At 68.5% G+C, this 14,997-nt stretch carries 3 protein-coding genes; all 3 read left to right on the forward strand.

Features of this window, described 5'->3' with window-relative positions; translation table 11 throughout:
- The first annotated feature begins 349 nt into the window (after window positions 1–349).
- Window positions 350–6,331, forward strand: coding sequence for a DEAD/DEAH box helicase (locus ACZ64A_RS04510; protein WP_469808155.1), 5,982 nt, complete (start codon window positions 350–352; stop codon window positions 6,329–6,331).
- 68 nt (window positions 6,332–6,399) lie between these two features.
- On the forward strand, window positions 6,400–8,658 hold the full coding sequence (locus ACZ64A_RS04515) for a hypothetical protein (RefSeq protein ID WP_469808157.1): 2,259 nt from the start codon (window positions 6,400–6,402) through the stop codon (window positions 8,656–8,658).
- 88 nt (window positions 8,659–8,746) lie between these two features.
- Window positions 8,747–14,734 carry a hypothetical protein gene (locus ACZ64A_RS04520; protein WP_469808158.1) on the forward strand — a complete coding sequence of 1,996 codons (5,988 nt, stop codon included), beginning with the start codon at window positions 8,747–8,749 and terminating at the stop codon, window positions 14,732–14,734.
- Window positions 14,735–14,997 lie beyond the last annotated feature (263 nt).

The following is a 14,997-nucleotide window of genomic DNA, read 5'->3' on the forward strand; positions in this document are numbered from 1 at the left end:
GTCAGCATCCGGTCAGCATGAGTCACCGGGCTTCCCGGAAGATTGCCGAACAGGTGCCGGAGCGGCGCGAAAGCCCAGGCTTGAAGCCGTCTCGCCCGAGCGAAGCGATGTTCCTCACAGTCCTCGACCGGCGTGTCCCGGCGGGTGTACCAGCAGGCGTGCATATTGACGTTGCCGGTGGCCTCACGCCTGCCCGTACCCGACAGCCGTCTCTGAATCTTCTACGGAAGGTCCATAATCTTTCGAATCAAACTATGATGTGGGCCACGCCTCGGGTCTCCAGGGGAGGGAGAGTCGACGGAGCGGCGCGGTCGAGCATGGGCCAGGGCCGTGTGCAAGGGGGGTGTACGTGCCTGAAGGGCAGACGGTTTCTGCGGCGTCGCGGAAGGTTGCTGAGCTTGTCCTCGCCTTTGCGTCCGGAATTTCCGAACGGGAACTGGTCGTCGAGGCCAAGAGACAGTTCGGCACACTCCCGGAGCAGCGGTTAGTCAAGCTGATCGCCGAGGCGGTCCGCGGAGGTTTGCTGATCGCTTCGGGGGACCTTCTCCGGCCTGCTGTTCTGGAGGAATCTGCGCCCCCGGCAAAGGTAGCGCCTAAGCGACGCCAGCCAGGCGCTGAATCCGCTGTCGCTGCACAGTTGGACGAGGCATCCGTGCTGCGGACCGTCGCTCTCGACATCGAGACCGTCGTACGGACTACGGCGACCGTTCCCTACTTGGAGCGGCACGTCTACGAGGTGGCAGCGGTGAGGTTCGGCGCCGATCAGGAATGGGTCGCTGCGGCCCCCCTCTGGCGGCGTTACCTCAGGTTCCCTGGGGACACTGAGGAGTTGCGTGACGGCAGCATCCGGGACGCCGTCCTCGGCCAGGGGCTATCCCCGCAACAGGCGTGGACGGAGCTGAGCGACTTCCTGTCGGGTGCCGATGTGGTGGTCGCCTACAACGGCACGACACTGGACTTCCCCGTTGTCAGTGAAGCGGCGAAGAAGGCCGGTACCCGCGATCCGCTCTTCGCCCTGCGCCCTGTCGATGGCCTGTACCTGACGCACGCCATTTGGCCGACAGCCCAGTCCCACAGACTTCAGGATCTCGCGCTTCAGCTCGACGTCTCCCGTTCGGACCTCCGTGCCCATACTGCGGACGGCGATGCGGTACTGCTGGTGCGCCTCCTGGAGCGGGCCGCCACCGAGTTCGCAGGCAGGACGGCCGAATTGCGCGATCTCATTGCCGACGTCTGCCCCGACTCCGACGCCTGGCGGTTGCTGCGGGAACTGGCCGAGGGCGAGGCGGCCAACGATCGAGAGCCGCGGGTGTGGGAGCAGGCGAGCGTGGCCGGCCTGTTGGGTGCCGAGTTTGGACAGCACATGCCGCTTCGAACCTCTGGCGGAAGGGCACCGGGCAAGGGCGCCGTGGACGTGCCGGACGTCTTTCGGAGCGCCGGCGGGCGGGTCGAGCCGACCGCTCTCGCCCGGGTCGTACACGGCTCCCGCGTTGAACCCCGGCCCGCGCAGCAGGAGATGGCGGCGACGCTGCACGACTGGACCGACCGCGGCGTCGGCGGCATGCTGGAAGCGCCCACCGGCACCGGAAAGAGCTATGCCGTACTTGCCGCCGCGCTGGACTGGCTCGCCGGTGGCGATAGCCGTACCGCTGTCATCGCCACGTACACCAAACAGTTGCAGAGCCAGATGGCGAAGGACATCCAGGACCTGGAGCGGGCCCTGCCGGGCATCCTCGGAGTCGCCGACCTGGTCAAGGGTAAGTCCAACCGGCTCTCCCTCGCAGCCCTGACGAAGGCCCTTGCCGAGGCCACGCGTCGGCGCAGCTCCGCGGGCACCGCCCGCGCTCGCATCTCCCAGCGGAGCCGGTTCCGCGAACTCGCCGTGTTCCTAGCGCTGCGCCTGCTCGCGGCTAAGGAGCCCCCGCAGTCTTGGACGGCCAGATCGGTCGACCCGGTGGACCTGCCCGCCTTTTTCACCGACTACATCGGGCGCGGCCTGCCGCTCTGGCTGGAGTCGCTGTCGCAGCGCGACGGCGACTACGGCCCCGGCGCAGGCAACCCGCTCACCGCGCACACCGACACCGTCCGGGAGTCGATCGACAGCCACCGCCTCATCCTTGCCAACCACGCGCTCGTCCTTTCCCACCTGGACGACCTGCGTGCCCTCGGACCCGACGTGCTCCTTGTGATTGACGAGGCGCATGAGCTGGAGAACGCCGCCACATCCGCGCTGACTGTGACCGCCGACTACCAGGACCTGGAAGCCTTGCTGCCGGAGTACCAGGCATGGATAGGGGACGCGCACCCGGGCACCGCTAAGGAGCAGGCCGCTGCAGCGATTGCCGACCTCGAGCGTCTGCTTGACGATGAACGCCTTCCGCGACTGGCGGCGCAGGCCTTCGACGCCCAGGCCAAGGGCGTGGGCGTACGCATCGGCAGCCGGTCGACCACGCTCGCCAGCCCCTACGCTGGAACCTCCGGCACTAAGCACACCCGGCGGCTGTCGCTAGTGCTGGAGAGCATCGCCAAGGCGCTCGTGTCCTGTCGTATCACGCTGGAGCGGTACGTGGTCCAGCACGCTGCCGAAATCGATCCCCTGGTACGCGAGCGCCTGACCGCGCTCGCGGAGCACACCGACTCCCTCACCAATGCCCTCGACCGGATCACGGCCGACATCCGCGCCTTTCTCGACCCCGCCCTCACCCTGGACGAGGCTCCCCCTTCCCGCGTCATACATCTGGAGGAAGTGGACGAACCCAGGGCAGAGCTGCGGTCCTACCGCTTCCGTGTCGCCACCAGTCCCGTCGATCTGCCCGCAGACCCGGAGTGGCGGCGATACCTAGAGTCCTTCGACCGCGTCCACTACGTCTCCGCGACTCTGCGTGTAGCCGGGGAATGGAACTTCATGCGGACCCGACTCGGGTTGCCCGACGATCTGCCGACGCTGGCCCTGCCTTCTCCGTTTGCCCTGCGCAGCCAGGCCGAGGTCGTGTGCTTCTCCGACTTCCCCTCCTGGGCGGAGCAGGAGGAGGGCGCCTTGCGGACTGTCGCCCACCAAGTCGGTGGGTTCGCCGCAGAAATGACGCGTGTACGCGCCGACGGCAATGGCTTCGACGGCGGCGCCGTGATCCTCACGACCGCCCGCTCGACGGCCGCGGGCATCGGCTTCCACCTCCTACGGGAGCTGCGCTCCCGTGCCCTAGACACACCAGTCGTCGAGGCGCTCACTCTCGGCAACGCCCGGGCCTATCAGGCCTTCACCGACCGGCGTGACGGCGGAGGGTTTCTCGTCGGCACGAAGGGACTCTGGCAGGGGGTCGACGTCTCCGACGCCGAGCGGCTGCGTTTGGTGTGGATCAACAAACTGCCCTTCGCGCCCTTCGCCGCTCCGATTGTGGAGGCCCGGCGCGCGGCGGTCGCCGCACGGGCCGAGCAGGCCGGCCACCCCGATCCGGAAGGTGCCGCCACCGAGCACTACTACCTGCCGCTCGCCGCGCTCCAGCTGCGTCAGGCGGTGGGTCGGCTCATCCGCTCCGACCGCCACCGCGGCGTCGTCGTCATCAGCGACCGCAAACTCGCGGGAGCAAGCAGCCTGCGCCGCTCCTACAGACGTGCCTTCCTCGGCAGCCTCGATGACGGACTTCAGCGCCCCGCCCCGGAAACCGGCGACGTCGGAGGTGGCAACGTCGTCACTATGGCCGAAGGATGGCGTCGCATCTGGGAATTCATGGCGGCCCACCACCTCCTGGATCCCGCCAGGGCCGCGGAGCTGTGCACCAACGAAGCCCTTGAACGACAGACCCTCCTGCCGCACACGAGGCGCATCCGCGAATTGGCACTGACCACCGAGGAGACTCAGAAGTTGCGGGAACAGGGCCTGCTGGTAGAGGAGCTCAAGGACCGCTGCGCCCGTATCGGAGGATTGCTGCGGCTCGTCGACGAACCTGTGGCCCTCAAGCCGGCGCAGCAGGCCGTCGTCGCCGCCGTGGCCGAGGGACGCAACGTACTCGGACTGCTTCCCACAGGCTTCGGCAAGAGCTTCACCTTCCAGCTGCCCGCGCTGGTCCTGCCGGGCGTAACCGTGGTCGTCAGCCCGCTCATCGCTCTCATGCACGACCAGGCCCTTGAACTGAACCGGTCCATCGGTGGCGCGGTCCGTGCGCTCATCTCCCCGCTGCGCGAGTCCAGCAGCAGGACCGGTAAGACGGAGGTGACGGACCAGCTCCTCGGTCGAGCCGACCACGGTATCCGCCTGGTCTACGTCAGCCCGGAACGTCTGTGCCAGCGGCGCTTCCGGGAGACCGTCCGCGCGGCCGCGGCGGCGGGCCGGGTGACCCGGATCGCCGTGGACGAGGCACACACCCTTCCGCAATGGGAGGACTTCCGGCCGAGCATGCGCCGGGTCAGCAGGTTCCTGGACGAGCTGCGCCGGGACCACGGGGTGGCGGTCACCGCGGTGACCGCCACCGCCAACAGGGCCGTCCATGAGGCGCTGCGCGAGGGGCTGTTCGGTCTGCCCGCCCAGGTCCCGGAGCCCGCTTCCGCCGAGGCAACCGCCGAGGCGGAGCATCCCGGAGTCGTCGGCGGGCTCCTGACGGTGCGCGAGAACCCGATCAGGCCCGAACTCGCCGTCTTCCGCCGCTCCCTCGACCGGCTCGGACAGGGAGGTGTGGCGGGGTTGGTCGAGCGCGTCGTCGACGCGCTCGACGGTCACGCCATCCTCTACTGCCTTACCGTCAAGGAGGTCAACACTCTCTACACCCACCTGCGCGAGTACGTGGGTGACGCCGGCGTCCGCGTGCTGCGGTTCCATGGCCGTCTGACGGAGGCGGAGAAGGCGGCCGTCATGACGGAGTTCCGGGAGGCACCCCGGGAAGGCGACGACGGCTTCGCCCCGGTCGTGGTGGTGGCCACCTCCGCCTTCGGGCTCGGTGTCAACCGGCCCGACGTACGCACCGTGATGTGCGTGTCACCGCCTACCGACCTGGCCGCGCTCTACCAGCAGTTGGGTCGGGCGGGGCGGGACGGCGCGGGCCGGGGGACGGCCGGGGACGGTCCCGTCAACAGTGGTCTGGCCCTCGCGACTAGCCGGGGTCTGCGCATGGTTCGTTTCATGACGGGCCAGGAACTGCCCCCGTCGCTGCTCCGGCGCATGGGCAGCCTTGTCCTCGGCCAGCGGGACGGCACGCTCGATCCGGTACGGCTGGCCGACCTGCTCATGGCCGAGGACGCCGCGAGCGGTGCGCTGAGCGAGGTAGAGCTGGACGACCGGCACACCCAGGAGCGCTACCAGGGCGGCATCATGCGGGCGTTCAGCGCGCTTGCCGACCTTAACGCCGTCGAGGACCTCGGCGACCACCCGCCGTTCTGCGCGGTCAAGCCCGGCGACCTCTGCCATGCCGGCCACGGCGCAGGACAGACGCCTACCACTGCACCGGAGCGCGACGAGGAAGAGGCCGGTTCCCTGCGACTGGAGCAGACCGTCATTGACACCGCCCTGTCCTGGGACACCCCACGGCAGGTCGACGTCCGAGCTCTCGACCGGGAACTCGCCGCCCGGTACCCCGAATACCGCTCGGTCGCCGATGGACCGTCGGCGACCTGGGAACTGCTCGCCGACCTCCACGACCGTGGGCTCCTGGACGTCTCCGCGGCACCCAGCCGCCGCCTGGTCACCGGTCTGACCACCCGCACCGGCACCGTGCCCGACGGGTTCCTCCCGCTGCTCGTCCGACGCGGCCGTCGAGCCGCCGAGGAACTGGCCAGGCTCCGGAATTTCTTTGACGCGAGCACGGTCTGCGCCCAACGGGTCTTCGCTGATTACTTCGGTGTCAGCGACCTGCCCGAGGGGTGCTGCACCACGGCCCGCTGCCGCTGCTCGGCCTGCTGGGACACCGGTCGCTGGCCCGTGGAGGACCGGCGCCCTGCCGTCACCCAGGCCTTCGACAGCCCGCGGCCCCGCGAGGGAGGCGGTGCCGACAATCTACTGCGCGACCAGCGCGTCGACCTTCAGCTCCACCGGCTGCTGCAGCTCCAGCCGCAGGGCGCACACCCGCGCCGGCTCTGGCACGCACTGCGCGGCGACGAATCCTCCTACAACCCGATCAATCGAAAGATGATCCCCCTGCCGAGGGCGATCCGGGAAAGCCGCCACTTCGGCGGTCGCGCCGATCTGCCCTATGCAGCAGTAAGCCCGAGCCTCACGCGGCTGGCCGCAGCCGGGGCTGCAGTCGAGGGCCCGGACAGCCTCTGGCGAGCGGTCCGCCCGGTCCGACACACGAGACTCCGCTGGGCGGAAAGCGGATCTGAACGGAAGGACGGCTTGGCGTGACCACGATGATCAGCACTGGACCGGACATTTGGCGGCCGTTCGACGGCGAGCCTGTGCTCACTCCTGCCATGACCGGCGGACGCGGCAGCACACCCGCCGAGGACCTGGAACGGTTACGCCACTATCTGGAGGCGGTCGTCGCCGACCGAGTGTGTCCGGTGCACACCGTGGTCGCCTTTAACGCGGCCTATTTCGGTTACGAACTCGGTGGTGAAGGCCACGGCAAGGGCCCCTTCGACCCAGACGCGTTCCCGTCCCTGACGCTGGGCGACGAAGTACCGGCCCTGCCCGTCGGGGCTCTCGTGCGCATCGAAACCGGATCCGACCCGCTGTACGCGGAAATCGTCTACAAGGAGGGCCGCCACCCCGGCGTCGAAGAGGGTGCCGACGTACCCGCGTGGGTGTCCGGGGCACCGGCCGGTGTCCGAGGACCGGGCGAACTATCGGAGGCACCGGACCCAGTGCGCCGGGAGCTGCTGGTCCCTGATCTCGCGGCCTTCGGCTCCGCGCTGCAGCTCGACGAGGTGAAGTTGCAGCGTTTCCGGGCCCGTCAGAAGTGGCTTAACAAGGACGGCCACGTCGTCGTTGACGCCCGCTACGGCTCGGCGCCGCAGGCCGGGCTCGACGACTGCACCGCTTTCGTGCAGCACCTGCTGACCCACCAGCGGGAGGCACTGGCGAGCCCCCTCGTTCCCGTGTCCGTCGCCCACTTGGCCGGAAGTGGCACGGAGGAGCGGGTGAAGAACGCCCTCAGCGGACTGCTGGACACCATCGATCACGCCTTGCGCACCAGCGACAACCTGCGCAGCTGGGGTCACTACGCACTGACCCGTACCCGCATCGGGGTCGCCCTCGGCCAGGACGGGCCGCTGGGCGGCGACGATCTGAGAGCCCTTACTGGCTCCTTGGAACGCAGTGCGGCCCCTGCCACCCGCCGACGGCGCGGCCTGAATGGTTCCCGCACGGTGTACACAGCGATCGGGCCGAGGCTGCGCGGCGTCGACGGTGCCGAACCACTGCTGAACGGAGTGGAATACGCGGTCACGGTGTGCCGCGCCAACCTGGCGGTCGCGGACTTCGTCCGGGGAGACACGGACAACGGCCTACGCGTCGAGAGCGACGTACGGATCACCCTCGACGACGATTTCCAGAACGGTGGCATCTGGCGGTCCCACTACCCGGGCTCGGAGGAGGCGGACGACAGTGATCCGCTGCGCCCAGCGGGGCGCGGCTGGCATGACACGGTGCATCCACCTGCGCCGCCCCGGCCTGTCGCGGTGCCGCACGTACAGTGCGTCCCCCAAGAGGAGCAGCCTGAGGACAAACCGTACGTCGATGCCGAACCCGCGGACACCCCGCTCGTGGACGGTGACTGGATCGGTCCGCCGAACTACCTGAGGATCAACGACAGCGAGATCTGCTGGCAGATCCCGCTGCGTCTCGCCCACCTCATGGGGGACCGACTGCCGTTGAGTGCCAGGGCCCGGGACGGGTTGGCATATCTCGGCACGGATGTGCGGGTACGCCTGGAGCTCAGCCACCCCGGCGGCGAGCTCGACGTGTCCGAGGAAGTCCAGGAGGTGCTTCTGGATCTCACCGGGGAGACCGGCATGCTCCGGAACGTCCAGTGGCCCATCGACTTCTTCCCCGGGCTGTGTCTGTACATCCAGTGGCCGCGCGGCGGCACCGTTTTCCGGGTGCACACCGTCGAACTGGAACACCCCGTCGACATCCACGGGCAGCTCATCGCGCACCGCTACGATCCGGGAGTGCTCACCCGGGAAGGAGCGCCTGGCAGTGACCGGGACGGTGACTCGTCCGCCGGCCTCGACACCCGGCGTCTCGTCCTGCGTGCCGTGCGTCGCTTCGGCCGCCTCACGCCCGACGGACATGCCCTTCTCGACAGGGCCGCACTCCCTCGAGGCGTCTACGGCACAACTCCCGCCCCCCACCAAGTCACCGCACTGGAGGAGGCTGTGGACGAGCTCCTCGCCGAAGACCACCTGTACCCGGCCATCGGCAGTCGCGGTGTAAACGGCGAGCCCCACCATCCTGCCCGCGACGGCGAGCCGCCCATCGCCCTGATCGGTTACGCGCCGAACCCTGTGGTGGTGCCACGGCCGGGCTCGGGCGCCGGAGCGCCGCCGCAGGTCCACGGTGTCGCGCACTACGTCCACGGCTTTCTGCGGAGGCTGCCTGCGGGCTCGAATCCGACGGATGCCCAGCGCGCTGCCTACCGCGAGCACTGCCGCCACGTCGGAAAGGCGGACGGCTGGGAACTGCCGCCCGGCTACACCTTCGTCACGGAACACTCCCGCCGGCGCTGATCCGCCCCGGCCGGATCGGCCGGGCATGCGCTCGCCACACGCCACACCCCCCGCATCCACATCACAGGAAACAAGAGATCGGGACTGAATGACCGTCAGCTATCCCGTGGTTGCCAAACCACCGTACTCCCCGCTCGGCACACCGGTTGGTTTGCTCAGGGAACTCGCCGCAACACTCGACGGGCTCGGCCAGGTTTTGGACGCTGCCCTGGACGCCCTCACGGTCGGCGAGACGGAACTCGCGTTGAACTCCCTTGGCCCCAAGGATCGTCAGGCCATCATGAGGGGCCTCGGCTTCCGCAAGGTCGAGCCGCGCCGATTCGGACGCGTGCTCAGTGAGCAGGTCCTCAAGCGGCTGCAGCGGATGGAGCCGACTCACCACAGGCATGCCGCGTCCCATCTCACCGCCCGGATCATGAACGACATCGATCACGTGGTCGCTGAGGGCGGGGTCGCCGACATGAGCCCCGGTCTCGTAGACCGCTGGGGTACCTGCCTGCTCCGTTTGGCGCTCTTCTCCCACCTTCAGGCTTCGGCGCACGACGCCCGACTGCTCGTATGGGCCGCGGAACACGACTGGTTCGGCATGGAGGCGGACGAGGCGGCACTGGCCGCCGTACTCAAGGCCGCTCAGCAGGTGATCGACGCGACTCCCGAGTCTGACCACGTTACCGCGCTGGACGAGGATGCGGCGGCTCAGGAAACTCAGCCGACCGCTGCTGTCCCGGTTCCCCGGCGGCCCGATCACCTCTCGGTTCCGGACCTGGCAGAGTCCTCAGCGCAGCAGGGAGAGCAGCCCCCTGGTGAGGGGTGTTCCTTGGACGACCTGGCCTTCGTCGAGGAGAAGCTCAAGCACGCCGTCGAGCAGGCACGAGGCGCCGCCGACCGCGTGAGCGCCGCACTGCTCGATGGGTGCCCGCCCGCCGACACGGATCTGGCGCCGCTTGCCACCGTCGCCCCGGCGTTCTCCCGTGCGCGGGGCGTACTCTCCGCACTCGGCGTCACCGGAGTCACCGATCGCCTCACCGATGTCCTGAGGGCGACCGACGAGGTTCGTGCACGCGTCGAACGGAAGGAGAGGAATGCCGAGGCCCGTCACGTGGTCGAGACGGTGACGGCTCTAGGCTGCTCTCCGGGCAGTGCGGTGGCCGCGGTGATCGCGGACGCCAGGCTGAGGGCGGAGTCACTGCTTGCGAAGCAAGAGTGGGACGAACAGGACGACGCGTACGCACACGTTCTCAAGCTGCTGGTGCGCCTCGCTGGCATGAAGGACCGGTTGGACGCACAGCAGGAGATCATCGAACTCCAACAGCAATTGTCGGTCGCACACCCGCCGTACGCTGTGGCCGCCGTCCTGTACCATCAGATTTCGCTGGCCGAGGACAGGCCTACCACCCACGACACGGCCGCCGCCCCGCAGGGCGAGGACTCCGCCGAGGTTCCCGAAGCGCCGGCACTGGTCACATCCTCGGAGGCGGCCACCGCCGCACAGGCTGACATCGGCGCGCCTGAGACGCAGGACCACAGCACTCCCGACTCTGTCATGGCCGAGCTACCTCCCCGGTCCGCCGACCCCGACCAGCAGCAACCGGCGGGGGAAGGGCGGGTCGCGGCCGACCCCGCGGTGACCGCTGCCGTCGACAACACCATGGGTACCGCCCACCACACGGGAACGAAGGACATTGAACCCGTCCTCGCCCGGCTCATCGCCGAGAAGCGCTTCGGGCTTGCCGCCCACCTTTCGCAGGCCGCCGACCGCCCGGACACCGAGTCCACGGTCCTGCGCCTGGCCGCCGCGGCGACACTGCTGCACTCCAGGACCGGGCGAGCGGCTCAGGTCATTGAGGAAGCACTGAACGAGTGGGAAGCCCGTAAGGAGGGCGACAGTGACGCGCTGTCCTTGCTCCTGCTGCCCACGCTGGTCCGTGCGGCCCTCGTGACCGGTGCGCCCGTCGTAGGTGCGCAGCTGAGGGCGCTGGCCCCGCAACTGCCCGATGCCCTGCACGAAGTGGCCACCATGGTTGCAGAGCGCGCACTGCAGGGAGCACTACTCATCGCGCCGCCCCATGCCGTTGTTGCAGATGTCTCCCACACCGAGGGCGAACTGCGTGCGGCCGTGGATGCCTGCCAGGCTCTGCTTACCGTGCCTCGGTTGCGTTTCCAACGGGCCAGTGCCATGGTGCAGAGCTGGCTGGCGCCGACCGGTCTGCTCGGCAGCGTGCTCACCGCCATCGTGGCCGGGGCCCCGGACGCCGAACACCTGGCCGACGAGCTGCTGGAGAAGCTCGCTCGCCGAGTTCAGGTCGAGGCCGCGATCGACGAGATGGACGCCGCGCTTCGCGGGCCTGGCGGTCGTGGAATCCAGGGGTCGGGTCGCAACAACGTCCGCCACTGCCTAGAGCGCGTCCGGGATGCCGTTCGGCAGTGGCGTGCGGTCAAGCGGGATCTGGAAGCAGGACGCGTGGAGGAGAACGTGTGGGCGTTCCAGTCCGTCGCATCCCTGCGCCTCTCCCTCCTCGGCCTGCGTGAACGGGTCGCCGACGACCTCACCGCGGCCGAACGCAGCTCCGCCGTGTTGGCGAAAGCCACCGCCTACGTGGCGCGGGACCTGTTCGCCGAGGTCTTCCACGGGTTGGATGCGAACAGGGGACCGGTCGAGACGGGAGCCGAACCGGACGTTCAGACGGTTTTGGACGTCGAGCTCCACAAGGCCGAGCCTGCTGTGCCGGGCGAGAAGCCGACCTTGGACCGCTTGCTGATTGCAGTGGACCGTACCTGGGACGACGCGATTGAGCAGCAGCTCGCCCGTGACGAATTCGGTGTGACTCGCATCATCACGGACCTCGCGGACCTCGATGTCCTTCCTGCGGCCCACACCTTGTCGCTCTCGGAGGAGCGTCGCGCACACCTCGGCGCTTTCGAGAAGGAGCGCCACGCGGCGCTCGCCGAGAAGCAGCGGCAACTGGCCGCCCGGCTCCGGCGGTCCCAGGCTGACGAGGCGCTCACCGTCGAACAGGACGTCAGCCTCCAGGAGCTGCTCGCGGACGCCCGAGCACACCTGGAGCACGACCGGCCGGGCGAGCTGGCCGCGGTCCGTCGCAACCTCGACCGAGTCGAGGAACTGCTGCCCCGCTACCGCGAGGAAGCCGCTGACCGGCTGCGTGCCCGGCTGGCCGCGCTGACGGAGGTGAGCGCGGAGGATCGCGAACGAGTCCTGCGCAATCTGGACACCGACAGCCTAGCCACCGCGGCTGAACTGGTCTACTTCCTCGAACTGGGCGAGCCGGTGCCGGAGATCAGGTCTGAGGACTCGCATCTGGAAGCCTTCTTTCCCGCCGTGCCGGACTCGTTGCCGGGCGGCATCGACGCGGAGCTGATCGCGGCCGTCCGCGCCCGTGGCCGATACGGCGACAACGTCGCGCTGGACTACGCAGGACTTTCGGAGGAGGAAGCCGAACGGGCGACCGCAGCTCTGGAGTTGTGGAGCACGCTCGCCGCGACCAAGGACCGTATCAACATCAACCCACGCGAGAGCCTCAATCCGGCTCTGGCCCTCCTCGGATACGAGGCCCGGCGCGCACGGCCTCTGGACGACCTACCGCGCGGCAAGGACTACCGCTTCTTCGAACTCGCACCCGTGCACGTCACCGGCCGTGCCTGGGCGCCCGCCTTCGGATCGCAGATCAAGGACCGTGGCGGCAAGCTCCGCGCCCTGTTGATCTGGGGCCGGCCCGCGGCCAAACTGCTCATCACCCGCGCCCTACAGGATCCCGACGAGAGCAGTCTGCTGGTCGTCCACTTCGGGACGCTGGACAGCAGGACCCGAAATGAGCTGGCCGCTGCCTCCCAGGACACCAAGCCGATCATGGTCGTGGACGACGCCGCGCTGGCCTACCTCATTGCGCACGGCAACCGGCGGGTGGACGCCACGACCGAGACGCTGTTGCCGTTCTCTGCGGTGAACCCGTACATCAAGGAAAAGCGGGGCCAGATCGGCCGGGAGATGTTCTACGGCCGGGACCGCGAGCGCAAGAGCATCCACGATCCTGCGGGGACCCAAATCCTCTATGGCGGCCGGGGTCTCGGCAAGTCGGCCCTGCTCGCCGACGCGGGGGACCGTTTCGAGGAGCAGCGGCCGGGGTCCTACCGCAAGCTCTACCTCAACCTGGACAAGATCGGTATCGGCCGGGGCACCGCACTCGGTGCCGAAGCCATCTGGCCCACGCTGGACCAGGAGCTGATCAGGCAGGGCGTACTGGAGGAGCCTCGACGCCGGGGTCCACAACAGGAGGCATGGCAGCGGGTCACCGACGGGATCGCACGGTGGCTCGCTCAGGATCCCGACCGGCGGCTACTCATCCTCCTCGACGAGTGCGACCGCTTCTTCGAGGCAGACGTCCCCGAGTGCACGGAGACCCGTCGGCTGCGTGGACTGGGCGAGGACTCGCGCGGGCGGGCCAAGGTGGTCTTTGCCGGGCTGCACTCGGTGCAGCGTTTCACCCGGCTCGCCAGGAACGGCCCGTTCAGCCACTTGGCGCAGACCCCGACGGTCGTCGGACCGCTCGCCCCGCAGTTCGCCGCCGACCTGATCGTGCACCCGATGCGTGCGCTCGGCTTTGAGTTCGCCGACGTTGACCTTGTTAACCGGGTGCTCGGATTCTGCTCGTACCAGCCCTTCCTACTGCAGATCTTCGGCAGCCGGATGGTGCAGGTCATGCAGGACAAGCGGGCGCGCGCACCACTCGCGGCGCCTCCATACACCATCGAGGAGTCCGATGTCGACGCGGTGGAGCAGGACACCTCGCTGCGCTCCGACATCACCGCGGCCTTCAAAGACACCCTCGCCCTCGACGACCGCTACCACGTCATCGCCAATGTCCTTGCCCAGCATGCCCGGGACAACGGTCTGGAAACCCGGCTCAGTGACAGGGAGTTGCGGGAGGAATGTGCCGGTTGGTGGCCCCGCGGCTTCGAGCACCTGGACAGCGAGGGTTTCCGTGCTTATCTGCAGGAGATGGTCGGCCTCGGTGTCCTGGCGCCGAACAACGACGGGCAGGGCTGGCATCTGCGGGGGCCCAACGCGCTGCGCATGATCGGTACCGCCCAGGAGATTGAGGCCCGGCTGCTGCGAGCGGAGACGGAGTCCCGGCTGGAGGAGACCGTTGTCCTGGAGAGCCGTCCGGACCTCTCTGACGGCAGGTCGGCCCCGCTTACCGTTAACCAGATTGATTACCTGCTGGGCGAATACGTCAACCAAGTCCGCGTCGTTCTCGGTACGCAGGGGACCGGCGTCGCGGATGTGGAACGGACTCTGCGTGAGGTGACCGGCAGGGTGGCGGGCTGGTCCGTGCCCGCGATCGGGAGCGCCAAGGCGTTCCGCAGGGAGCTCGCCGTCGGCCGCGCCGGCGAGCGGCGACTGCTCATCAGCGATCTCTCGCAGAGTAGTGAGAAGTCCTGCCGGGAGTCCTTCGACCTGGCCAGGGCCGTGCTGCCCGACGCCGCCGAGGCGACCCGCTCAGTGGTCCTCGTGTCGGGTGTGGAACAGCTCGGCTTCTGGTCTGGCCTTCTCACCGATCCCGACGCCGACCATGACACCGTCGTGGTGCTGCGCCGGCATGACCTGCGCAGCCTGAAGGACTGGACGCAACGCCACAGCCTGTGCGAGACGGAGGAACGGCTGACGCGCCTGGCGGAGGCGACCGGTGGCTGGCCGTACCTGTTGGACAAGGCGCTGCAACTGCGTGATCACCGACCGAACCAGGACCGAGTGCTGGCAGACTTGACGTCGTGGCTGGAGCAGGGCAGCGGCGCCGAACAGTTCGTCGACGCCGTGGGACTACTGGAGAACGACACCCTCAAGGCCGCTTACGACGGGGTCGTTGAGCAGCTCGGTACCGACTGGCATGACGACGCCTACCTCGTCACTGCGGCCGAGATGGCTGGTCTCTCGTCCGGGGAGGCGCGTGGTGCCGTCGTCTGCCTGGAGGCCCTCCAGGTGTTCGACCGGGACGGGACGCGCCTGCGCGTGGAGCCGGTCCTCCATACGGCGCTGGGCGTACTTGAGGCCAAGGTCTGACCCACCGAGTGGGGCCGGGGTCGCCCCCGGCCCCACTGAGACTCGACCAGCACACCCGCCTACTGTCAACGGGCACAATCGGAGTTTCGACACCCCTTTCTATCTCGTTGCCGAGATTGCTTTGCCATGGCAAACCCTTCGCGCTGATACCTGTGAGGCGCACGCACCTGATGCAACGTCAGACAAGTCAGCATCTGGTCAGCATCAGTTCCCGGACATCCTGACTAGGCTGTCCGAACAGGTACCTGGTCGGTGGCGTCTCA

It is taken from the genome of Streptomyces sp. NPDC104814, from assembly GCF_055583185.1.